General features: G+C 70.5%; 16 protein-coding genes. 8 read left to right on the forward strand and 8 right to left on the reverse strand.

Annotation, left to right across the window (positions count from 1 at the left end):
* Nucleotides 1–28 precede the first annotated feature (28 nt).
* From ACPCJR_RS20255 to ACPCJR_RS20265, 3 genes are all read left to right on the forward strand, one after another.
* The gene (locus ACPCJR_RS20255; protein WP_391514462.1) at nucleotides 29–3,193 is read left to right on the forward strand and encodes an efflux RND transporter permease subunit; all 3,165 of its coding nucleotides are present in this window, start codon (nucleotides 29–31) and stop codon (nucleotides 3,191–3,193) included.
* Nucleotides 3,194–3,286: 93 nt separating this feature from the next.
* Entirely contained in the window at nucleotides 3,287–3,430 is a 144-nt protein-coding gene (locus tag ACPCJR_RS20260) for a hypothetical protein (RefSeq protein ID WP_391514461.1), read from the forward strand.
* 128 nt (nucleotides 3,431–3,558) lie between these two features.
* Nucleotides 3,559–3,891, forward strand: coding sequence for a BrnA antitoxin family protein (locus tag ACPCJR_RS20265; RefSeq protein WP_391514459.1), 333 nt, complete (start codon nucleotides 3,559–3,561; stop codon nucleotides 3,889–3,891).
* Between the two features lie 137 nt (nucleotides 3,892–4,028).
* Here the strand turns inward: ACPCJR_RS20265 and ACPCJR_RS20270 are convergent, their stop codons facing one another.
* Complete coding sequence (locus ACPCJR_RS20270; RefSeq protein WP_391514457.1) at nucleotides 4,029–5,012, reverse strand: LacI family DNA-binding transcriptional regulator; 984 nt, start codon at nucleotides 5,010–5,012, stop codon at nucleotides 4,029–4,031.
* 191 nt (nucleotides 5,013–5,203) lie between these two features.
* On the opposite strand from ACPCJR_RS20270, the gene ptsP reads away from it, so the two are divergent.
* The 4 genes from ptsP (at nucleotide 5,204) to ACPCJR_RS20290 (ending at nucleotide 12,155) form a co-directional block, all read left to right on the forward strand.
* On the forward strand, nucleotides 5,204–7,771 hold the full coding sequence (gene ptsP, locus ACPCJR_RS20275) for a phosphoenolpyruvate--protein phosphotransferase (RefSeq protein ID WP_391514455.1): 2,568 nt from the start codon (nucleotides 5,204–5,206) through the stop codon (nucleotides 7,769–7,771).
* Nucleotides 7,768–8,715: a 1-phosphofructokinase gene (pfkB, locus tag ACPCJR_RS20280; protein ID WP_391514454.1), complete on the forward strand. Its 948-nt coding sequence runs from the start codon at nucleotides 7,768–7,770 to the stop codon at nucleotides 8,713–8,715. Before ptsP ends, pfkB begins: the two co-directional genes overlap by 4 nt.
* A gap of 48 nt (nucleotides 8,716–8,763) precedes the next feature.
* On the forward strand, nucleotides 8,764–10,488 hold the full coding sequence (locus ACPCJR_RS20285) for a fructose-specific PTS transporter subunit EIIC (protein WP_391514452.1): 1,725 nt from the start codon (nucleotides 8,764–8,766) through the stop codon (nucleotides 10,486–10,488).
* A gap of 164 nt (nucleotides 10,489–10,652) precedes the next feature.
* A complete protein-coding gene (locus tag ACPCJR_RS20290) occupies nucleotides 10,653–12,155 on the forward strand; it encodes a carbohydrate porin (RefSeq protein WP_391514450.1) in 1,503 nt (500 codons plus the stop codon).
* 240 nt (nucleotides 12,156–12,395) lie between these two features.
* Here ACPCJR_RS20290 and ACPCJR_RS20295 read toward each other — a convergent pair whose 3' ends face one another.
* The 5 genes from ACPCJR_RS20295 to ACPCJR_RS20315 form a co-directional block, all read right to left on the reverse strand.
* Nucleotides 12,396–13,457 (reverse strand): hypothetical protein, encoded by a 1,062-nt coding sequence (locus tag ACPCJR_RS20295; RefSeq protein WP_391514448.1) that lies wholly within the window; start codon nucleotides 13,455–13,457, stop codon nucleotides 12,396–12,398.
* Between the two features lie 48 nt (nucleotides 13,458–13,505).
* Entirely contained in the window at nucleotides 13,506–16,514 is a 3,009-nt protein-coding gene (locus tag ACPCJR_RS20300) for a penicillin-binding protein 1A (RefSeq protein WP_391514446.1), read from the reverse strand.
* Between the two features lie 79 nt (nucleotides 16,515–16,593).
* Nucleotides 16,594–18,111, reverse strand: a complete 1,518-nt coding sequence (locus tag ACPCJR_RS20305) for a PepSY domain-containing protein (protein ID WP_391514444.1) — start codon at nucleotides 18,109–18,111, stop codon at nucleotides 16,594–16,596.
* A 94-nt stretch (nucleotides 18,112–18,205) separates the two neighbouring features.
* Nucleotides 18,206–19,399, reverse strand: coding sequence for a flagellin (locus ACPCJR_RS20310; protein WP_391514442.1), 1,194 nt, complete (start codon nucleotides 19,397–19,399; stop codon nucleotides 18,206–18,208).
* A 182-nt stretch (nucleotides 19,400–19,581) separates the two neighbouring features.
* A complete protein-coding gene (locus ACPCJR_RS20315; RefSeq protein WP_391514440.1) occupies nucleotides 19,582–20,775 on the reverse strand; it encodes a flagellin in 1,194 nt (397 codons plus the stop codon).
* A 202-nt stretch (nucleotides 20,776–20,977) separates the two neighbouring features.
* On the opposite strand from ACPCJR_RS20315, the gene ACPCJR_RS20320 reads away from it, so the two are divergent.
* Nucleotides 20,978–21,379 carry a flagellar biosynthesis repressor FlbT gene (locus ACPCJR_RS20320; RefSeq protein ID WP_391514439.1) on the forward strand — a complete coding sequence of 134 codons (402 nt, stop codon included), beginning with the start codon at nucleotides 20,978–20,980 and terminating at the stop codon, nucleotides 21,377–21,379.
* 33 nt (nucleotides 21,380–21,412) lie between these two features.
* On the opposite strand, the gene ACPCJR_RS20325 is transcribed toward ACPCJR_RS20320, so the two are convergent.
* Nucleotides 21,413–21,628 (reverse strand): DUF3606 domain-containing protein, encoded by a 216-nt coding sequence (locus ACPCJR_RS20325; RefSeq protein ID WP_391514437.1) that lies wholly within the window; start codon nucleotides 21,626–21,628, stop codon nucleotides 21,413–21,415.
* Nucleotides 21,629–21,746: 118 nt separating this feature from the next.
* Nucleotides 21,747–22,886: an acyltransferase family protein gene (locus tag ACPCJR_RS20330; protein ID WP_391514624.1), complete on the reverse strand. Its 1,140-nt coding sequence runs from the start codon at nucleotides 22,884–22,886 to the stop codon at nucleotides 21,747–21,749.
* Nucleotides 22,887–22,888: the final 2 nt, after the last annotated feature.

Consider the following 22,888-nt stretch of genomic DNA (forward strand, 5'->3'; position numbering starts at 1 on the left):
CCGACGGCGCGAGGTTGGAACCGCCCCCATGAACGGCATCGTCGCGCTCGCGCTCCGGCAGCGCCCCCTCGTCCTCCTGGCCTTCGTGCTGTTCGTGGTGGGAGGGCTCGCCGCCTTCCAGAACCTCAACATCGAGGCCTATCCCGACCCGACCCCGCCGATGGTCGATGTCGTGACCCAGACCGACGGCCTCTCGGCCGAGGAGATCGAGCGCTACGTCACGATCCCGATCGAGCGGATCACCTCGGGGATGCCGAACCTCCGCCAAGTCCGCACGATCTCGCTCTACGGCCTGTCCGACGTGAAGCTGCAGTTCGGCTTCGAGTTCGACTACCTCCAGGCCGAGCAGCAGGTGCTGAACCGCCTGCAGCAGCTCGATCCCCTGCCCGCGGGCGCCAAGCCGACCATCTCGCCCATCAGCCCCATCGGCGAGATCTTCCGCTACAAGCTCACGGCGCCCCCCGGCTACTCCGTGCTCGACCTGCGCACGCTCCAGGAATGGGTGCTGAAAAAGCGCTTCCGCGCGGTGCCCGGCGTGATCGACGCCATCGGCTGGGGCGGCAAGACCAAGACCATCGAACTCTCGGTCGATCTCGACCGGCTGATGGCCTACGGCCTGACCCTGTCGAACGTGGTCAAGACCCTCAACGACAGCAACCTCAACGTCGGCGGCAACCGGGTCGCCATCGGCGGCCAGTCGGCGGTGGTGCGCGCCGTCGGCCTGATCCGTGACGTGGACGACATCAACGGCACCGTGCTGACCCAGGTCGGCGGCGCGCCGGTGCTGGTCAAGGACATCGCCACCGTCACCATCGGCCACCAGCCGCGGCTCGGCATCGCCGGCATGAACGACGAGGACGACATCGTCCAGGGCATCGTCCTGATGCGCCGCGGCGAGAAGAGCACGCCCTCGATCGAGGCCGTGAAGGCGGAGGTCGCCAAGATCGAGGCCGCGGGCATCCTGCCGCCGGGCGTGACGATCGAGCGCATCTACGACCGCGCCGACCTCATCGCGGTGACCACCCACACCGTGCTGCACAACATGGTGGTCGGCATCCTCCTGATCCTCGTGATCCAGTGGCTGTTCCTCGGCAACCTGCGCTCGGCGCTGATCGTCGTGGCGACGATTCCCTTCGCCCTGTTCTTCGCCGTCGTCATCCTCGTGGCGCGCGACGAATCGGCCAACCTGCTCTCGGTGGGCGCGCTCGATTTCGGCCTCATCGTCGACGGCACCGTCATCATGGTCGAGGCGATCTTCCGGCGCCTGTCCGGCCACGGCATCCCGGGCTATCCGCCGCCGGGGCTCGACGCGAAATCGGGGCGCATCGCGCTCGCGGCCGGCGACGTCAGCCGCTCGATCTTCTTTGCCGCCGCGATCATCGTCACCGGCTTCCTGCCGCTCTTCACGCTGACCGGCGTCGAGGGCCACATCTTCGGGCCGATGGCGACGACCTACGCCTACGCCCTGCTCGGCGGCCTGATCGCCACCTTCACGGTCACGCCCGCGCTCGCCGCCTACCTGCTGCCGGCCCATATCGAGGAGAAGGAAACGATCCTCGTGCGCTTCCTCGACCGGATCTACCGTCCGGCGGTGCGCGCGGCGCTCGGCGCCCGCCTCGTGACCGCGGCCCTCGTGGTGCTCGTCGGCGTCGGCGTCGGGGTGGCCGCGCGCAATCTCGGCTCGGAATTCCTGCCCAAGCTCGAGGAGGGCAACCTCTGGGTCCGCGCCACCATGCCGGCGACGATCTCGCTCCGGGAGAGCAACGGCTACGTCAACGAGATGCGCAAGATCATCGCCTCGCTGCCGGAGGTCGAGCGCGTGGTCTCCCAGCACGGGCGGCCGGATGACGGCACCGACGCGGCCGGCTTCTTCAACGCCGAGTTCTTCGCGCCGATGAAGCCGCTCGACCAGTGGCGCCCGGGCATGGACAAGGAGAAGCTGACCGAGGAGATGCTGCACAAGCTCCAGGCCTCCTTCCCCGGCGTCGACTTCAACCTGTCGCAGTACCTGCAGGACAACGTCGCCGAGGCCGTCTCCGGCATCAAGGGCGAGAACTCGTTCAAGATCTTCGGCAACGACCTTCAGAAGCTCACCGACAGCGCGAAAAGCGTGATGAAGGTGCTCTCGACGATCCACGGCGTCGAGGATCTGGCGGTGTTCCAGTCGCTGGGCCAGCCGACCATCGAGATCGACGTGGACCGGGTGCGGGCCGCCCGCTACGGCCTGACGCCGGGCGACATCAACACCACCGTGCGCACCGCCATCGGCGGCGACTCGGCCGGCGACCTCTACGATCCCGGCTCCGAGCGGCACTACCCGATCATGGTGCGCCTCCAGCCCCAGTTCCGCCAGAGCATCGAGGCGATCGCCAACCTGCGCATCGCCGGCCAGAGCCCGGCGAGCGGCGCTCCCGTGCAGTTCCCCCTGAGCGCGGTGGCGCGGGTCGAACTCGTCTCGGGCCCCGCCTACATCTACCGCGAGGCCCAGGAGCGCTACCTGCCGGTGAAGTTCTCCGTGCGCGGGCGCGATCTCGGCAGCACCATCGAGGAGGCGCGCCTGCGCGTGGCCAACGAGGTGCAGCTGCCGCCGGGCTACCGGCTGGAGCTCGTGGGCGAGTTCAACAACATGAAGGGCGCGATCGCCCGCCTCTCCGTGACCGTGCCGATCGCGATCGGCATCATCGCGATCCTGCTGTTCATGAACTTCTCGTCGGTGACGGACTCGCTGCTGGCACTGAGCGTGATCCCGATGGCGATGGCCGGCGGCATCCTAGCGCTGTCGCTCACCGGCACCTCGTTCAGCGTCTCGGCGGCGATCGGCTTCATCGCGCTGCTCGGCATCGCGGTGATGGACGGCATCATCGTGCTGTCCTTCTACAACGGCCTGCTGGCGGTGGGGGTCGAGCGCGTGCCCGCGATGCTGCGCACCTGCTACACGCAGATGCGGCCCGTGGTGATGACCTGCGTCGTGGCCGGCGTCGGCCTCCTGCCGGCGGCCTTCTCCACCGGCGTCGGCTCGCAGGTGCAGAAGCCGCTGGCGCTCGTCGTGGTCGGCGGCATGGCGCTGGCGCCCCTGCTGATCCTGCTGGTGCTGCCGGTGCTGATCCTCACCTTCTCGCGCCGCAAGCCCGCGGTGCATTCGGCGGCCTCGGACCGGGTCGCGGCGGCGCAGGCGCCCGCAGGGGCGCGTTGAGGCCGAACCCGATCGTCGCTCTTCCGCGCCCGCGCGAATCGCACTTACGTCGAAGCCCTTGCTCCGCCGCTTTAATGTACGTACAAAAATTCCGTGCCGATCACCTTCGATCCCGCCAAAAGTGAATGGAACCGCCAAGAGCGTGGCATGCCCTTCACCATGGCGGAGCGATTCGATTTCGACACGGCTCTCGTGCGCGAGGACGATCGCGACATCTATCCGGAGAAGCGCTTTTAGGCGCTCGGCAAGATCGGCCGCGAGGTGGTCCTGCTGGTCTTCTCGCCGACGGAGGACGGCTTTCGCGTCATCTCCCTTCGCAAGGCGACAAAGCAGGAGCGTTCGCTGTGGCTCGCAAGGCATCCGTGATGATCGACGATGCGCCTGAGCTGACCGAGGCGGAGTTCGCCGAGATGCGTCCGGCCCGCGCGGTCCTGACGCCCGAGCAGTTCGCGGCCGTCGCATCCGTGCGGCGCGGGCGCCCGAAAGCCAGCGCGCCCAAGGTCCCGGTGACGATCCGGCTCGATGCCGATGTGGTCGAAACCTACAAGGCGACGGGCGAGGGCTGGCAGACACGGATGAACGAATGCCTGAGCCGCGGTGCAAAGGCGCTTCGTGCGGCGCCGCGATCGCCCTCGCGGGACACCGGCAAGGGCGCGGGCGCGAAGGCCCGCGTCAGTGACAAGGCGAAAGCCGGATAGAGCATCGTCCCGAAAGGTGGCCGCCGGCTTTCGGAAAAAGACGATGCGAAACAAGAGGCTAGACCGTCGTACCGGATACGATATCCGGCACGATGGTCTAGTCCGCGACCCTGTCGCTCGCCGGTCGAGGAGAACGCCTATCCCCGCCGCGTCGAGCCGCGCAGCACCGCCCGCCCGCTCAAGGTCACCTTGCGCACCGGCTGACCCGGACTCTCGATGCGCTCGAACAGCAGGCGCATCGCCTGCGCGCCGATCTCGGCCACCGGCTGCTCGATCACGGTGAGGCCGGGCTCGACCAGATCGGTCCAGGGCTCGTTGTCGAAGCCCGCGAGCGCGAGGTCGGCGGGGACGGCGAGACCGAGGCTGCGCGCCGCGCGCACCGCCCCCATCAGGATCAGGCCGTTCGAGAGGATCAGCGCCTCGGGCCGGTCGGCTTGCGCGAGCCAGCGCGCGGCTTCCGCTTCCGCCGCGGTCGCGTTCGGGGCCACGGAGCGGGCGAGCGGGGGGAGGCCGGAGCGGGCCATGGCCGCCTCGTAGCCGGCTTGGCGCTCCCGCGCCGTGGAGCTGGTCGAACCGAACAGGCCGCCGATGCGGGTGAAGCCCTGCGCGACGAGGTGCTCGACCAGGGCCGAGGCCGCGGCCGGGTTGTCGAGCACCACGCTGTCATGGGCGCCGGGCGGCCCCGAGCGGTCGATGAACACCGTGGGAAAGGACAGGCTGTCCGCCCTGAGCCCCTCCGCCGTCGCGCGGGTGGGCGCGAAGATCACGCCGGTGACGCGCTCCTCCTCCATCAGGCGCAGATACATCGCCTCGCGGGCCGGGTCCTCGTCGGTGTTGCACAGGATCACCCGCATCCCGGCGGCATAGGCCGCGTCCTCCACCGCCCGGCTCACCGCCGTGAAGAACGGGTTGCGGATGTCGGCCACGATCAGGCCGATGGTCTGCGCCGCCTTCGAGCGCAAGCGGCGGGCCGAGAGGTTGGGCCGGTAGCCGGTGGCGCGCACCGCCGCCTCGACCTGCTCACGCACCGCGTCGCTCACGGGGCCGCGCCCGAGCGCGCGCGAGACCGTCGCCGTCGAGACGCCCGCGGCGCGGGCCACGTCGCGGATTCCGATGCTCATCGGGAGGGAAACGTTTTCATCGTCATGGCGCGGTTCTGCCACTGTCGAGCAGATCCGACAAGACAGGATCGGCACTTTGATGCCGAAGGCTGATTGACATAAGCTGTGAAAACGTTTTCATAGGAACACCACAGCACATCCCGCACCCGGCGCATCGATCGGGGCGACCTCGACAGGGAGGAGAGCACGCCATGCTCGCGCAGACGCCGACCTTCGCCAACCCGCGCACCGGGCCCCGCCTGCTGGTGCGCCTCGCCGCCGCTCCCGCGAGCAAGGAGGCCGCGATCCGCGAGGCCGCCGGGCTGCTCACCGCCGCCGGCTGCATCGACGGGGCCTACGGCGCCAGCATGCTGCGCCGGGAGGGGGTGGCGAACACCTATCTCGGCCACGGCGTCGTCATCCCGCACGGCATGGTCGACGACCGCCACCTCGTGCGCGAGAGCGGGCTCGCCGTGCTCCAGATCCCGGGCGGCATCGAATGGCACGACGGCCAGACCGCCCATCTCGTGGTCGCCATCGCCGCGCAGTCGGACACGCACATCACGGTGCTGCGCCGCCTCACCCGCCTGATCCAGGACGAGGCGCGCCTCGAAGGGCTCCGCACCACGGGCAGCGAGGCGGACATCGCCGCGGCACTGACCGAGGACGCCGCCGCGCCGACCGCCGCCGGCCCCGTCACCGACCTGCGCCAGCGCTTCGACTGGACCGTCGATTACCCGACCGGCCTGCACGCACGGCCCGCCGCGCACTGGGTCGAGACCGCCCGCTCGCTCCCCGCCCGCATCCAGGTGCGCCACGGCGATGGGGTGGCGGACGCCAAGAACCTGATCGCGCTGCTGCAGCTCGGCCTGCGCTGCGGCGACGAGGTGACGATCTCGGCCGAGGGCGACGACGAGGCCGGGGCGCTCGCCAGGATCTGCGCCGCGGTGACGTCTCTGAGCGCCGGCGAGAAGGCCGCCGCCCAGCGGGCGGCGGAGGCCGCGGCGAAGGCCGCCGCCCCGGTGGCCGGCTGGAACCCCGCCGAGAGCCTGCGGGTGATGGCCGGCATCGGCGCCAGCCCCGGCATCGCCATCGGCCCCGTGCACGTGCTGGCGGCGGCCGAGATCAGCGTCCCCGACGAGCCCGAGCCGCTGACCTCCGGTGCCGACCGGCTGCACCGGGCGCTCGCCGCCACGGGCGGTCAGCTCAGGGCGCTCGCCGACGACACCGAGCGGCGCCTCGGCAAGGCCGATGCCGGCATCTTTTCCGCGCAGGGCGAGCTGATCGCGGATACCGACCTCATCACGCTCGCCTGCCAGCTCATGGTCGAGGGCCACGGCGTGGCCTTCGCCTGGAACGCCGCGGTGGAGCGGATGGCGGGCCGGCTCGCGGCGCTCGGCAACCCCGTTCTCGCCGCCCGCGCCGCCGACCTGCGCGATGTCGGCCGCCGGGTGCTGGCGCAGATCGACCCGGCCCTGAAGAGCGGCCACGACCTGCCGGACGTGCCCTGCATCCTGATCGCCCCCGACCTCGCCCCCTCCGACACGGCAGGGCTCGACCCGGCCCGCGTCATCGGGCTCGCCACAGCGCAGGGCGGGCCGACCTCGCACACCGCGATCCTGGCGCGCACGCTGGGCATCCCGGCCGTGGTTGCGGGCGGGCCCGGCCTGCTGGCGCTCGCCAACCGCACGCTCGCCATCCTCGACGGCACCACCGGCCGGCTCTACCTCGATCCCAGCGAGACCGACATCGCCTCGGCGAAAGCGTGGCAGGCGCGCCAGCGCGAGCAGGCCGAGGCCGAGGCGCGGGAGCGGGCGATGCCGGCGCAGACCCGCGACGGCCACCGCATCGCCATCGGCGCCAACGTCAACAATCCCGAGCAGGTGCCGCTGGCGCTCGACCAGGGCGCGGAGGGCGTCGGCCTGATGCGCACCGAGTTCCTGTTCTTGGAGCGCGGCGACACGCCGTCCGAGGACGACCAGTACGCGACTTACTCGGCGATGCTGAAGGCGCTCGGGGGCCGTCCGCTCATCGTGCGCACCCTCGACATCGGCGGCGACAAGCAGGTTGCCCACCTCCACCTGCCGAAAGAGGAGAACCCCTTCCTCGGCGTGCGCGGCGCCCGCCTGCTGCTGCGCCGGCCCGACCTGATGGAGCCGCAACTGCGCGCCCTCTACCGCGCGGCGAAGGACCACGTGCCGGCCGATGCCCCCAAGGGCAAGGACGCGCCGCTCTCGATCATGATGCCGATGATCACCTCGGTTCCCGAGGTCATTCGCCTGCGCACGATCTGCGAGGAAATCCGCGGAGAGATCGGCGCGCCGGAGGTGCCGCTCGGCATCATGATCGAGGTGCCGGCCGCCGCCATCCAAGCCGACGTGCTGGCCCGGCACTGCGACTTCTTCTCGATCGGCACCAACGACCTCACCCAGTACACGCTCGCCATCGACCGCCAGAATACCGACCTCGCGCCCGAGGCCGACTCGCTCCACCCGGCGGTGCTGCGGCTGATTCGCCTCACCTGCGAGGGCGCGGCCCAGCACGGGCGCTTCGTCGGCGTCTGCGGCGGCATCGCGGGCGACCCGTTCGGCGCCAGCCTGCTCGCGGGTCTCGGCGTTCACGAACTCTCGATGACGCCCCGCGACCTGCCCGGCGTGAAGGCGCGGCTGCGGGCCTGCGACCACGCCGAGCTCAAGGCCCTCGCGGCGCAGGCCTGCGCCGGGGAGGACGCCGCCGCCGTGCGCGCCCTCGATACGTCCTCTGCGGGAGAGCGCGCATGAGCCTCGTCACCCTCACCCTCAACCCGGCGATCGACCAGACCGTCACCCTCGACGCGCTGACCCCCGGCAGCGTCCACCGCGCCCGCTCGGTCTGGGCGGATGCCGGCGGCAAGGGCGTCAACGTCGCCTGCTGCCTCTCCGATTGGGGCCTGCCCGTCGCCGCCACCGGCGTGCTCGGCCAGGACAACGCGGCGCCCTTCGCACAGCTTCTCGCGGCTAAGGGGATCGACGACCGCTTCGTCTGGATCCCCGGCGAGACGCGCACCAATCTCAAGCTGCTCGACGCCGCGAGCAGCGACACCACCGACATCAACCTGCCGGGTCTCGAGTTCGGCCCCTCCACGGTCGAGGCGGTGCGCGCGGTGCTTGCCGAGCTGACCGGCCCCGGCAGCCTTGCGGTGCTGGCCGGCAGCCTGCCGCGCTCGGTGCCCATCGACACCTATGCCCGCCTCACCGCCGAGCTGAAGCGGCGCGGCGCCCGCGTCGTCCTCGATGCCTCCGGGCCGGCGCTCGCCGCCGCCCTCGCCTCGGGGCGGGACAGCCTGCCCGACGCGATCAAGCCGAACCGGCACGAGCTGGAGGAATGGGCCGGGCGCGCGCTTCCCGCGATCACCGACGTGCTCGACGCTGCGCGAACGCTTCAGCGCGGCGGCATCGCCCTGGTCTGTGTCTCGCTGGGCGCGGAGGGCGCGCTGTTCGTCTCGGCCGAGGGCGCGCTACGGGCGCTGCCGCCGCCGACGCGGGTGGCGAGCACGGTCGGCGCGGGCGACGCCCTCGTCGCCGGCCTCGTCGCCGGGCTGCACGACCGCCTGCCCCTGCCCGACCTCGCCCGCCGGGCGCTGGCCTTCGCCGCGGGCAAGCTCAGCCGGACAGGGGCGAACCTGCCAGGACGGGACGAGGTGGCGGCGCTGGCCGCCGAGATCCGGGTCGAGCGGCTCGACTGAGCCCGCGGCCAGCCCGAACGACCAAACAAAAATCCGAGGAGGAAACCCATGGCACAGCTTCTGGCCGTGGTGGGAGGCGGAGACCTCTCCACCCACGCCGTCCTCGCCGCCGAGGCCCTGCGCAAGGCGGCCGGGCGGCGCAACACGCCGATCACTCTCGAACTCCGCGGCAAGGGCGCCAGCGGCAACCCGATCCCCGATACCGCTATCGCCGGGGCGTGGGCGGTGCTGCTCGTCGGCGAGGGCGATCTCGGCGAGGGCCGCTTCGGGGCGCTGCACCGGGCCCGCGCGGCAATCGAGGACGTGCTCACCGACGTCAACGCCGTGTTCGACCGCCTGAGCGCCGGGACGGAGGCCCCCTCCCCCGCCGCCTCCGCGGCGGCAAGCCCGAAAAAAATCGTGGCGATCACGTCCTGCCCCACCGGCATCGCCCACACCTTCATGGCGGCCGAGGGCATCCAGGCGGCGGCCCAGGCCCTCGGCCACGACGTCCGCGTCGAGACGCAAGGGTCGGTCGGCGCCCGCGACGCGCTGACCGCAGCCGAAATCGCGGCGGCCGACATCGTGCTCATCGCCGCCGATACCGGCGTCGATCGCGCGCGCTTTGCCGGCAAGCGGGTCTACGCCACCAACACCAAGGCGGCGATCCGCGACGGCAAGGGCCTGATCGCCACCGCGTTCGCCGAGGCGCAGATGCAGGCGGCGGGCAGCACCGAGGCGCGGGCCGACGGTCCCGCCCGCCCGGCGGCGGCGGAAAAGAAGGCGGGCGCCTACAAGCACCTGATGACCGGCGTGTCCTTCATGCTGCCCTTCGTGGTGGCGGGCGGGCTCCTGATCGCGCTCGCCTTCGCCGTCGGGGGCATCGACGCGATGAAGCCGGAGAATGCCGGCACGCTCGGCTACGCTCTGGCCGAGATCGGCGCCAAGGCGGCCTTCGCCCTGATCGTCCCGGCGCTGGCCGGCTACATCGCCTACTCGATCGCCGACCGGCCCGGCATCGCGCCCGGCATGATCGGCGGCATGCTCGCCGCCAATCTTCAGGCGGGCTTTCTCGGAGGCATCGCGGCAGGCTTCATCGCCGGGTACACGACGGCTTTCCTCAACCGGCACATCCGCCTGCACCGGAACCTGGAGGGCTTGAAGCCCGTCCTGATCCTGCCGCTGCTGGCCACCGCCGTCACCGGCCTGCTGATGGTCTACGTCGTTGGCGTGCCGGTGGCCGCGATCCTCGCCGCGCTCACCGACTGGCTGAAGGGCATGCAGGGAGCGAGCGCGCTGGTGCTCGGCCTCGTGCTCGGCGGGATGATGGCCGTCGACATGGGCGGGCCGATCAACAAGGCGGCCTACGCCTCCTCCGCGGCGCTGCTCTCCTCGGGCGTCGATGCGCCGATGGCGGCGGTGATGCTCGGCGGCATGACGCCCCCGCTCGGGATCGCGCTCGCCACCCGCCTGTTCCCGTCCCGCTTCACCGCGCCGGAGCGCGAGGCGGGCGGCGCGGCGGCCGTGCTCGGCGCCGCCTTCATCACGGAAGGGGCGATCCCCTTCGCCGCGGCCGATCCGCTGCGGGTGATCCCCTCCATGGTGGCCGGCTCCGCGGTCGCCGGGGCCATCGCCCTGACCTCGGGCGTGACCCTGAAGGTGCCCCATGGCGGCCTGTTCGTGCTGCCAATCCCCAATGCCGTGACCAACGTGACGGGCGCGCTGATCGCGCTCGCCGCCGGCACCCTGGTGACGGGCCTGCTGGTCGGCCTTCTCAAGAAGCGCGCGGCCTGAACGGACGGTCGGCGCCAGGGCCTCCGGCGCCGCCGGGCCAACGACCGACCGCGGCCGCTCCCGCTTCGTCCCGGATCGCGGCCCATCATACAACCTTTGATCAGTAAAGTGTCAGCGCCCGAGCAATCGGGCCGGGAAGACGTCGAGAGAGAGGGGGCAACGAGATGAAGGCTGGAAAGGTCGCATGGGCCGCGCTCGGCCTCTGCACGGCGCTCGCGGGCGCGACCGCGGCCGAGGCGCAGGAGCCGCCCGCGCAGCCGGGTCTCGCCGGGCTCCCGATCGGCGCGCCCGCCACGATCCGCCGCCCGGCCCTCAGGCGGGTCGCACGGCGCGTCCCGCCGCGCCGGAGCTTCGGCGATGATGGCAGCGCGGCGGCCGCCGCCGACGTGCTCGGCCAGTCGGCCACGCCCCCCGCCCTGCCGCCCGGCACCTTCGATCTCGGCAACGGCCTCTCGTTCCTGCTCAATTACACCGGCCAGGCGGCAGCCAACCCGAGCGGCGGCATCCGGCAGGGTTCGGCCTACGCCGGGCAACTCTTCTTCGGCATCGACGCCGACCTGCAACGGCTTGCCGGGATCGAGGGCGGCTCGGTCCACATCGCGGTCACGAACCGCCACGGCCGCAACCTCGCCGACGACTTCATCGGCAACAACACCAGCGTGCAGGAGATCTTCGGCGGCGGCCAGACCACGCGGCTGACGCTGCTCTCCTACCAGCAGAAGCTGTTCGACAACCGGCTCGACATCGAGGTCGGGCGCTTGGTCGCCAACATCAACTTCCTCAATTCGCCGATCTACTGCAACTTCCAGACGAACTCCGCCTGCGGCAACCCGACCTTCGTCTTCAAGACCTCGAACTTCACCTTCTGGCCGGTGGCGAGCTGGGGCGGGCACGCCAAGGCGTGGCTGACCGACCGGGTGTTCTTCCACGTCGGCGCCTACGAGGTGAACCCGCTGCACCAGCAGCCCGGCGACAACGGCCTCGACTTCTCGACCAAGGGCGCCACCGGCGCGATCGTGCCGTTCGAACTCGGCTATTCCACCACCTTCGCCAACGACGCCCTGCCCCGCAACTACGGCATCGGCGGCTGGGTCGACCGCTCGGACTACCCGGACCCGGTGCGGGACGTGGCGGGCGGGCGCGCGGTGTTGACCGGCCTCACTCCCGCGACGCGCTTCGGCCGCTCAGGGATCTACGCCCGCTTCGACCAGATGGTCTGGCGCCCCGATCCAACGGGCATCCAGGGACTGACCCTGTTCGGCGTCGCCATGGCCGGCACCGGGGGCCGCCTGATCGAGGACTACTTTCTCGAGATCGGCGCGCTCCAGACCGGCACCTTCGCGGGCCGGCCCTACGACACGGTGGGCTTCGTCATCAACACGCAGGCCTTCAGCCCGCTGGCGCTCTCCAACATCGAGGCGGCCCAGGCCTCGCTCGGCCTGTCCCGCGCGATTCCGCGGCAGCAGATCATGATGGAGCTGAACTACGGCATTCAGGTCACGCCCGCGATCCGGCTGACGCCGAACCTGCAGTACATCGTCAACCCGGACCAGACCCGCTTCCCGTACTACCGCAAGAACATCCCCGACGCCTTCGTCATCGGCGCCAAGCTCTCGGTGGACCTGTTCACCCTCGCCGGCCTCGCACGCGGGCCCGGCGGCCCGTGAGGAGCGCCCAACGAAAAAGCGGCGCGCCTATGGAGGGGCGCGCCGGCTGAGGTGACTCGCGGTCTCAGGAACGAGTCGAGACATATTATCCAATATACCAGATTGTGTCTGTGGCCTTCCGGCGACAGCGACAGAATGGCTCACAGGTTCGTGAGGATGAAGTCGGCGCGACGGTGTTTTGCGTGAGGGTTCCGCTGCGGGGCGCGTGCCGATTCTCGACCTCGCGTTCGGGCGAAAAAATCAGTTCTTCGCCAGGGCGTCGGCGAAGGCGACGATGCGGTTGCGGGCGTAGGTGGGCACGCCCGCGCTGATCGAGCTGCCGGTGTTGAACGAGGAATTGCCCATCAGCACCTGCACCGGCAGCAGGTTCTTGAGCACCGGCACGCGGGCATATTCCTGCTTGCGGTCGAGCACGTCGGCCTTGATGGCGAGCGCCATGGTGGTCGTCACCACGGTGCGGTTGGGATCGTTCGGGTCCGGCTGCATCACCGCCAGGAACTTGCCGAAGCGCAGGATCTGATTAACCCAGAAGATCGTCTGTTCGAGCCCGCCGGCCACCGGCGTCTCGATCTTGGTCAGCGCCGAGAGGCCCGCCGCCTCGGCCGGCGGCAGCACCCGCAACTCGCTCTGGAACGAGACGAACTCGGCGATCTTCTTCGAGGTGCCGAGTTCGAGCCGGTTGGCGAGCTTCACGCCCAAGGGGAGCTTGCCTTCGAGATCGTAGCGCGACTCGATGCAGACGCCCCCCGCCCCGCACCAGGGCCGGTCCGGGCGCCGGGCGAAGGCGGCGGCCGGGTCCTTCGTCGGCGTCGCGTCCGCCGGGTCGAGCCGCTTGTGGCGGATCACCGGGTCCATCTTGGCCAGGAAGTCGATGCCGGCGAAGGCCGAGAGGTCGATGGCGGAGGGCGGCTTGGCGACGACGAAGCGGCCTTCCGCGACGTAGACCTTGAGCGTCTCGTGGCGGGGCTTGGCGACGCCGTTCACGGTCTGGGTGTAGTCGGGCTCGGTGTAGCCGGGCCAGGGGCTCAGCGCGGCGGCTTCCGCCGCCCGCGCCTTGCGCCACGCGTCGAAGGCGATCAGCCCGCTCTCCGGATTGGTCGAGGCGGCCTCGCGGTGGTCGCTGAACAGCACGGTGCCGGGCTGGAGGCCGGCGACATCGCCCGGCTTGAGGGCCGGCACGTCCTTCACCCGGTCGGAGACGATCGCCGTCGGCTTGGGAAGATCTTTGGCGGCGTCCTGCGCGCGGGCCGGCGCGGCCAGCGCGAGCGCGGCGAGGAGGGCGGCCGGAAACTGCCTGGGCAAAGCGGACCTCGGATGCGTCGATGGGAGGCGGCGTGAAGGGGCGCGGGCTCAGTAGCCCGGGTCGTCGCCGAAGAGGTAGTCGGGGTCGCGGCGGCGCTGGCGGGAGCGCCGGTCGCCGTCGTCGTCGAAGGGCGAGCCGAACGGCACCGGGTTGACCTGACCGTAGCGGTCGCGGCCGGGCCAGGCCTGCGGCTCCTCCCTACGGTCGCGGCGCAGGCCCCAGGGATCGTCAGGCTCGGCGCGCCGCTGGGCGTAGGGGTCACCCCCATCGCGGCGCCCGCCGGGCAGGTTGCCGAAGAGGTCGCCGGCCACGTCCGCCCCGTCCTCGGAATTGGCGTAGTCGCCGTCCTCGGCGTCGGGACGCATGGCGTAGAGCGTCTCGCGGGGCACCAGCGCGTATTGCGTGTCGGCGACCCGACCGTCCTTGAGGCGGAAATGCTCGATGAAGCCGCCGCCGGCCACGCGCTGGCCGCTGCGGGGCTCGATCGGCAGGTCGGCGATGAGCGCCTTCGCCTCCGGGGACGGGGGCGCGAGCGGCGTGCGCGGCACGCCGTTGGCCCAGGCGGCCTGAAAGACGGCCTTCGCGATCGGCACCGAGACGTGGCCGCCGGTCTGGCCGCGGCCGAGCGTGCGGCGCACGCCGTCGGCGTTGTCGTAGCCGGCCCAGACCACCACGGTGATCTCGTTGGTGAAGCCGGCGAACCACGCGTCGTTCTCGTTCTCCGAGGTACCGGTCTTGCCCGCGACGTAAGCGGAGAGGCCCGAGAGCGCCGCGGCCGTGCCGTGCCGGGTCACGCCCTGGAGCATGGTCTTGAGCTGGTAGAAGGCGACCCGGTCGGCCGAGCCGATCCGCAACGGCGCCTTGTCGGGCCGGCTGTAGACGGGCTTGCCGTCGCGCTCGATCGCCTCCAGCGCGTAGGCGCTCGGGCGCGCGCCCTCGTTGGCGATGGCCGCGTAGAAGCTCGCCAGATCGATCATCCGCACGGCTTGCGCGCCGAGCACGAAGGGGTAGTAGCGCTCGCACTCGGCGTAGAGCTGCGCCTCCAGTGCGATGTCGCAGACCCGCTGCAGGCTGGCGGGGGCCTTGGGCGCGATGCCGCCTTCGAGCAGGCGCGCGGTGACGAGGTTCTTCGAGAATTCGAGGCCGCGCCGGATCGTCGTCGCGCCCGAGCCGCCGCCGTCGTAGTTCTTCGGCGACCAGGAATCGCCGATGCCCCCGATGGGCGGCAGCGTGACGGGCGCGTCCATTACCAGGGTGTTGGGCTGCATCCCCGCGTTGAGGGCCGCGAGATAGGTCAGCGGCTTCAGGGTCGAGCCCGGCTGGCGCACGGTCTGCGTCACCCGGTTGAGCTGGCTCAGCGGATAGGAGAAGCCCCCGCTCATCGCCAGGATCTTGCCTGTGCGGTTCTCGAGCACGATGGCCGCGCCCTGCACGGTCGGGCGCACCCGCAGGTCGGCGCGGGGGCTGCCCCTGCCCTCGCGCAGGCGCACCCGCACGGCGTCGTAGAGCTGGAGCTTTCCGCGCGCGGGGCCGGGTTCGAGGCTCGCGACACGGCCATCGGGCAGGCCGACCCGCGTTCCGTTCTTGCCCGTCTGGAGCACGACCGCGAGCGGCCAGCGCACGTCGTAGAGCGGCGGCCGGGCCGAGAGAAGCGCGCGCTGCCAGGCGGGCTGGACCGCCGGCTTGGCGGGAGCCTTCGCCTTGGCGCCCTTCGCCCCCTTCGGCGGGGGCGCCGGCTCCGCGGCCGGCTCGGGGGCGGGGGTGGCGGCCTCGATGCGCTTTACGGCTTCGGCGAGGTTCAGCTCCGGCCCCTCGTAGCGGGCGCGGCCGGTGCCGCGCTCGTAGGTCGAGAGCCCCTCCTGCAGCGCGCCCTCCAGCGCACTCTGCAGGCCCGCATTCACGGTGGCGCGCACGGTGTAGGAGGCCTTGGTGAGCGATTCGAGCCCGGCGAAGGTGCGCGCCTCGCGGGCCACGTGATCGACGAGGTAGAAGCCGGAATCCTGGCGCGCGGCATCCGGCGGCCTGATGCCGAGATCCGAGGCGAGCGCCGCGTTCATCTGCGCCTCGGTGATCGCGCCCTCTTCCTTCATGCGGCTGAGCACGTAGGCGCGGCGCTCGCGCGCCCGATCGGGATATTTGTCGGGGCTGTAATAGTTCGGCCCCTTCGGCAGCCCGGCGAGCAGGGCGGCCTCGGGCAGGGTGAGTGCGCCCACCGATTTGCCGAACCACGCGCGCGCGGCCATCTCGATGCCGTAGGCGCCGCGGCCGAGATAGATCCCGTTGAGGTAGAGCCCGAGGATCTGCGGCTTGGTCTGGAGGCGCTCCAGGCGCGAGGCCACGATCATCTCGCGGATCTTGCGCTCGTAGGTGACGTCGTCGCCCACCGAGAGGTTCTTCACCACCTGCTGCGTAATGGTCGAGCCGCCGGCCGGGCGCCCCGGCGAGGCGAGGTTGCCGACGAAGGCGCGGATCACGCCGCGCTCGTCGATGCCGCGGTGCTGGTAGAAGCGCTTGTCCTCGGCCGCGACGAAGGCCCTTTGCACGAGATCCGGCACGCCCTCGACCGGCACCACGAGGCGCCGGCCGTTGGCCTCGAAGCTCTCCGAATAGGGCTTGCCGGCGGAATCGAGGATCACGCTGGCACTGGGCAGCCGGATGTCGCGCAGGGCCTCGGCCGAGGGCAGGTCCCGCACGGCGTTGTTGTAGAAGGTGATCACCGCGCCCGGGTCGAAGGGGGAGTTGGCCGGGCTCTCGCCCTTGCAGAACTGCTTGTAGCTCGTGTTCAGCTCGTTGAGATCGAGCCCGTGCAGGATCTTGGGCGCGTTGTCGCCCGCCACCGCGCTCGGATCCTCCATGGCGGTGGTGATGAGTTCGTCGAGGTTGATGTCCTCGATGTCGAAGGACTTGCGCATGTGGGCGCAGCCGTCGCGCAGGATCGCCACGACCTCCCCGCCGTCCTTGGCCGGGTCGAACTGGGTCCGCACCGCATCGGGCCGCGTCGTGACCTGGCTGAGGGTCAGCGCGGTCGCGAACAGCTTGATCAGGATGACGTTCATCGAGCGATTCTGAGGACCCCGGGCGGGACGCGGCGGAGGGCGTGCCGGCGCCGATCAAGCGGCGCACAACGCGGCTGATTTATGGAGGCGATGCCCGCGCCGCACGGCTCGTCCCCATGCGCCGCAGGCGCCGCCATCCGATCACGGTGCCCGAGAGCGCGATCACGAGTCCGCCGGCGATCAGGCCGAGCATCAGCGCGTCCCAGGCCGGGCGGCTGCGGATCAGGGGGGCGACGTCCAGGCTGTGCAGCCCGTTGAACAGCCAGCGCGAGACCCGGGCCGAGCGGTCCATCCGCGACAGGATCTCGCCCGTGGCGGGATCGACGTGGAACCACGTCGCCGACGGGTCGGCGAAGACGAGCCGCAGGACGGGGAGCGGGCGCGCCTCGTGGTGCCCGTACCAGTAGGCGTCCTCCGCCTCGATCCACTCGGCGCGCGGGGACGGCGCCTCCGGGATCAGGTGCCGGGCCGTGGCGAGGATGTGCGCGCGGTCCGGAGCGGGCGTGCCGCAGCAGGGGCGCGGGGGCGCCTCTCCGCAGGCGGCCAGGACGAGGGGGGCGCCGTCGAGCCGGGAGAAGCGCACCTCGCGCAGGTCCGGGCAGGCGCGGGCAACCGCCTCGCGGTCGAAGGGGTATGGAATCTGCGCCGGCCCCGCGTAGCGCTCCAGCGCGTCGCGCTCGGGGGCCGGCGACGAGAACCAGCGGTTCGGATTCATCGAGAGCCAGCCGCTGACGATGAAGGTCAGGAGCGCGGTCCCGCCGAGGAGCCCGCCGAGATGGTGCCAGGCCGCCCAGCCGCGATAGGGCGTCACCGCGCCCTCGGCGTAGCGCCGCCGCAGCCGCAGGCGGATCAGGCCGAGGAGCACGCCGCTGACCGCCCCCGCGATGGCGATTCCCGAGACCCACAGCACCACGTCGCGCCACAGTTCGGGCCGGGCGCGCAGGGGCGTGAGATAGATCCAGTGCGGGACGGCGCCGAGCCAGTTCCAGAACCGCTCTCGGCGCGTCGTGTCGAGGGCGATCTCGCCGGTCTTCTCCGAGACGTAGAGCCGCGTGCCGGCGGGGTCGCCCAGGGCCAGGAGCCGGAAGGGGCGCAGCGGGTCGTAGCGTTGCGGCACGGTCCACTGGTCGCGCAGGACGGGACCGAGATCCTCCACCGCCGCCGCCGCCGGATGGCGGGCGGCCACCGCGCGGGCGCGCTCGGGAGCGAGCGCCTCGATCCGCCGCCCGTCCGCGGCCGAGACCGTGCGGCGGGCGCCGTCCCATTCCAGGATGCGGTAGACCGGCTCGTCGTCGAGCATGGCGAGGGTAAGCCCGCGCGGCGCGCCCGGAAGGCCGGATCGGGCCAGGGCCTCGTCGGGCGTCAGCGCCACCCGGTCGAGGGCGACCGGCGGCAGGGCGGCGCGGCGCTCGGCCTCGGTGAGGCGCGGGAAGCCGACATACATCATCACCGCGCCGGAGACGAACCACACGGCGAAGAGCAGGCAGGTGAGGATGCCGAGCCAGCGATGGGCGAGATGGAGCCCTCGCCGCAGGCGCTTGTCGAGCCGCCTCCGGCGCCCGGCGAAGGAGTTCGGGAGAAGAGGAATCGGCCGCAAGCCTCGCGACGGGGTGCCCGCGGACGGCCGCGTTGCCGACCGCATAGACGATCCCGCCGCGAAGGGGCAGCCCGCGCCGCCCCGGAGAGGGGCCTCAGCGCAGGAGCTGCAGGATGCCCTGCTGCGCTTGGTTGGCCAGCGACAGGGCCGAGATGCCCAGCGACTGGCGCGTCGACAGCGCCTGGGAATTGGCCGCCTCCTGATTGAGGTCGGCGTTGGTCAGGTTCGCGGCGCCGGTATCGAGCACGTTGATGAGCCGCTTGGTGAAGTCCTGCCGGTTCTGCACGACGGAGAGGTTCGAGCCGAAGGTCGAGCTGGCCGAGCGCAGCGTGTCCGAGGCGCCGGTCAGGCTCGTCAGCGTGCCCTTGATGTCGACATCGAGCAGGAAGTTGCCGCGACCGACATTGGCGCCGGAATCCCCGTTGATGGCGCCGAGATCGAGGCCGTCCGCGGTCAGATCCTGGCCCTGCACGTCGAGATTGGCGGTGTCGCGCTCGTTGAAGGCGATGTGGAGCTTGTTCGACGGATCGCCGTTGCTGATCAGGTTGACGCCGTTGAAGCTCGCATCCTTGGCCAGTTGCGTGATCTGCGTCAGCAGGCTGTTGTACTGCTCGGCCAGCTTGGCGCGCGTGTCCACGCCCGACACGGTCAGGTTGGCGCCCGCGGAGATGGTGTCGTTGCTGGTGCCGTACTTGTCGGCCGTGGTGGTCGTGCCGGCGGCAAAGCCCAGCGCGGTCTGGTCGCCCGAGGTCTTGAACTCGACGTTGGCGCTGGCGTTCAGCACGATCTTCGTGCCGGTCGTGTCCTTCGAGAACATGTTCGGGCCGGCCGCGGTGTTGAGCGCGGTGATGGCGGCGTCGATCGTCGAGTTGCTGGCGATGGTCGCCGCCTTGGTCGCGCCGTTGACGTAGAAGTTGACCGTGGTGGCGCTGGTGGTGGAAGCGGCGAAGGCCGTGCCGGCGGTGCCGGTGGTGGTGATCTGGGTCGAGAGCGCCTGGTTGGCGGTGGACTTGGCCGAGTCGATCAGCTTCTGGATCGAGGTGATGCCCTGGTTGGCCGCCTGGATCGTCTGAACGCCGTTCGAGATCGAGTCGAGCAACGCGCCGAGATCACCCGAGCGGCTGCTGAAGGCCTGGGCGGTGAAGAAGTTGACAGGGTTGTCGAGGGCGGAGGAGACCTTCAGGCCGGTGGCGAGGCGGTTCTGGGTCGTGGAGGTCAGGCTTGCCGTGTCCTGCAGCGAGAGCAGGTTCTGGCGGGTGGAGGCGGAGAGTGTGACACTGGAGGACATGAGCGGAAGACCCCGATCAGGCAGATGACGAACCCGGTATTAGGGTTAATCAAGCACGGGGCGGGTTGCCGTAGGGTTAACGATGACTTCGCATCACGAGATTTCTTGCTGACCCGACGCGAGAACGGCCGGGGCGATGGCCCCGGCCGTTCTTTTCCTACGCGTTTCTCAACGTCTTCGCATCAGCGCAGGAGCTGGAGGATGCTCTGCTGCGCTTGGTTGGCCAGCGACAGGGCCGAGATGCCCAGCGACTGGCGCGTCGACAGCGCCTGGGAATTGGCCGCTTCCAGGTTGAGGTCGGCGTTGGTCAGATTGCCGGCGCCTTGATCGAGGACGTTGATCAGGTTCTTCGAGAAGGTCTGCCGGTTCTGCACGACGGAGAGGTTCGAACCGAAGGTCGAGCTCGCCGAGCGCAGCGTGTCCGAGGATGTCGTCAGGCTCTTCAAGGTCGTGTTGATGTCGTCGTCGAGCAGGAAGTTGCCGCGACCGACGTTGCTGCCGGAATTGCCGGTGATCGCAGTCAGGTCGAGGCCGTCCGCCGTCAGGTCCTGGCCCTGCACGTCGAGGTTCGAGGTATCCTTCTCGTTGAAGCTGATGTGGAGCTTGTTCGACGGATCGCCGTTGCTGATCAGGTTGACGCCGTTGAAGCTCGCGTCCTTGGCCAGCTGCGTGATCTGCGTCAGCAGGCTGTTGTACTGCTCGGCCAGCTTGGCGCGCGTGTCCACGCCCGACACGGTCAGGTTGGCGCCCGCGGAGATGGTGTCGTTGCTGCTGCCGTACTTGTTGGCCGTGGTGGTCGTGCCGGCGGCAAAGCCCAGCGCGGTCTGGTCGCCCGAGGTCTTGAACTCGACGTTGGCACTGGCGTTCAGCACGATCTTCGTGCCGGTCGTGTCCTTCGAGAACATGTTCGGGCCCGCCGCGGTGTTGAGCGCGGTGATGGCGGCGTCGATCGTCGAGTTGCTGGCGATGGTCGCCGCCTTGGTCGCGCCGTTGACGTAGAAGTTGACCGTGGTGGCGCTGGTGGTGGAGGCGGCGAAGGCCGTGCCGGCGGTGCCGGTGGTGGTGATCTGGGTCGAGAGCGCCTGGTTGGCGGTGGACTTGGCCGAGTCGATCAGCTTCTGGATCGAGGTGATGCCCTGGTTGGCCGCCTGGATCGCCTGAACGCCGTTCGAGATGCCGTCGAGCAGGTTGCCGAGATCCGAGGAGCGGTTCGACAGGCTCTGGGCGGTGAAGAAGTTGACGGGGCTGTCGAGGGCGGAGGAGACCTTCAGGCCGGTGGCGAGACGGTTCTGCGTGGTGGAGGTCAGGCTTGCCGTGTCCTGCAGCGAGAGCAGGTTCTGGCGGGTGGAGGCGGAGAGCGTGATGCCGTTGGACATGGGGCGATCCTTGTGGGTCTTGAAGTCGCCGTTTTGGCGATGACTCGACCCTCCATGCGGCGCCTTGCCGAGACCTTAATCGGTTTCAAGGATTCACGGCCTATCACCCCATTGAACGCATGAAGATCAGCAAGTCCCTCCGACGTAGTTAACGAATTCTGCAAGTCTTGTTGAACATTGAACCGTCAAGGAACCACGACCCATGGCGCTGCGCATCGAACTGAAGCCCCAGGAGCGGCTGATCATCAACGGCGCCCTGATCCGCAACGGCGACCGCCGCTCGGTCTTCGTCATCGAGAACCAGTGCAAGTTCCTGCGCGAGAGCGAGATCATCACCGAGACGGACGCCGACACCGCCGCCAAGCGGCTCTGCGTCACGCTGCAATTCATCTACCTCGCCGACAATCCGCCGGAGGCCGAGGATCTGTTCGTGCGCCAAGCCACCGAGATCCTGCGGGCGTCGCCGAGCATGGCGCCCTACCTCCTGGCGATCCAGGACGAGCTGTCGGCGCAGCAATATCACCGCGCGATCAAGCGCGGACGCGAATTGATCGCCTACGAGCGCGAACTCCTCGGGCACCTCGATGCGGCCAACGGCGGCTGATCGTCGGGGCGGCCGGGCCGCGAGTGCGACCCTTCAGACGATGCCGCTCGCCTTGTAGGGCCAGGGCTTGCCGAGATGGGCGGCGACCCGCGCCGCGTCGGAACCCACCGCCTCGACCGCCGCCTGCACCTGCTCCACCGGCACTTCGAACCGGCGCGCCCAGTAGGCGCGGTCGCGGGGCTCGCCCAGGACCACCTCGGCGGGGTCGCCGCTCGCCGCGTTCGTCTCGTTCGCCACCTCGTTCGCCATGCGCCGGCCCCTTCCTAAAGCGCGCCCGCGACGGGATGGCGGGCGCCCGGGGGAAAGCGACGGGCGGGGCGCGAAGGTTCCGCCCTCGCCTCCGCATGGCCCTGCGCGCCCGCGGCGCTCACGCCTCGCGGGGCGCCACCGACGCGGGCTGCAAGTGGCCGGTCCGGGCCGGGGCGGGGGCGATGTGGAAGGCGGCCGGACGCCGGAACAGGACGTCGAGGCGGGTGCCACGCACCAGCCGCTCGAAGGCGAGCGGCAGCGTGACCGCCACGACGGTCACGATCAGGCTCGCGAGGCCGACGCCGAGGGCGTGATCGGGAAGCGCGAGGTTGAACTTGACGATCAGCGTGCGGGTCAGCGCCATCGGCAGGAAGAAGCCGAGATAGATCACGATGGAGCGCTCGCCGCAGGCGCGCAGGGTCGCGGTCACGGGCCCGCCCGCGCGGGTCATCAGGGCGGCGAAGGCGACGATGGCGAGCGCGCCCACGGTGCCGAGCCCGAGGCTCACCACCGGCAGGCGGGCGAGCGTCGGCACGGCCTCGATGCCCGTCGGCGTGAAGACGAAGACGGCCTCCAGCAGCGCCCACAGGGCGAGGCCCGTCAGCGCCGGAACGACCGCCCCGCGCACCCGGTCGGCGAAGCGGAAGATCCATTCGGCGAAGAGGTAGCCGCCCAGGAAGTAGACGTAGCGCTCGCAGAACTCGTCGAGCAGGTAGGGCCAGCTGCTGGTCGGCAGGATCTGCAGGAGCGCGGCGCCGGCCAGCAGCACGAGCCCGGGCACGCGGCGGTGGAGAAGCTTCGTCACCACCGAGAACACCGCGAGCAGGTAGACGAACCACAGCGTCGAGTAGGGGACCACCAGCGCCTCGGCCAGGTGCAGGCCGAAGGCCGCGAGCTGGGCGCTCAAGCCGTCCGCGCCGGCGACGATCGGGCCCGCCTTGAACAGCGACTGGATCACCACCCACAGGACGTAGAAATAGGCGAAGTGGACCACGCGGCGATCCGCGAACAGGCGCCAGTCGCGGTCGATCACCCGGCCGAGGAAGAGCCCCGAGAGCAGGAAGAAGTCCGGGATCCGGAAGGGGCGCGCAAATTCCACGACGGTGTGCAGGAAGCCCTCCCCGCCCAGCGCCTCTCCGGTGCCGAGCGTCGAGTGCATCATCACGACGAGGATGATGCACAGCCCCTTGGCGACATCGACCCAGGCGAGGCGGGCCGCCTCCTCGGGAAGCAGGCGGAGGGGCTGGCTGGCCGCCATCG

The sequence above is a fragment of the Methylobacterium sp. NPDC097929 genome (genome assembly GCF_049543375.1).
Lineage (GTDB): Bacteria > Pseudomonadota > Alphaproteobacteria > Rhizobiales > Beijerinckiaceae > Methylobacterium.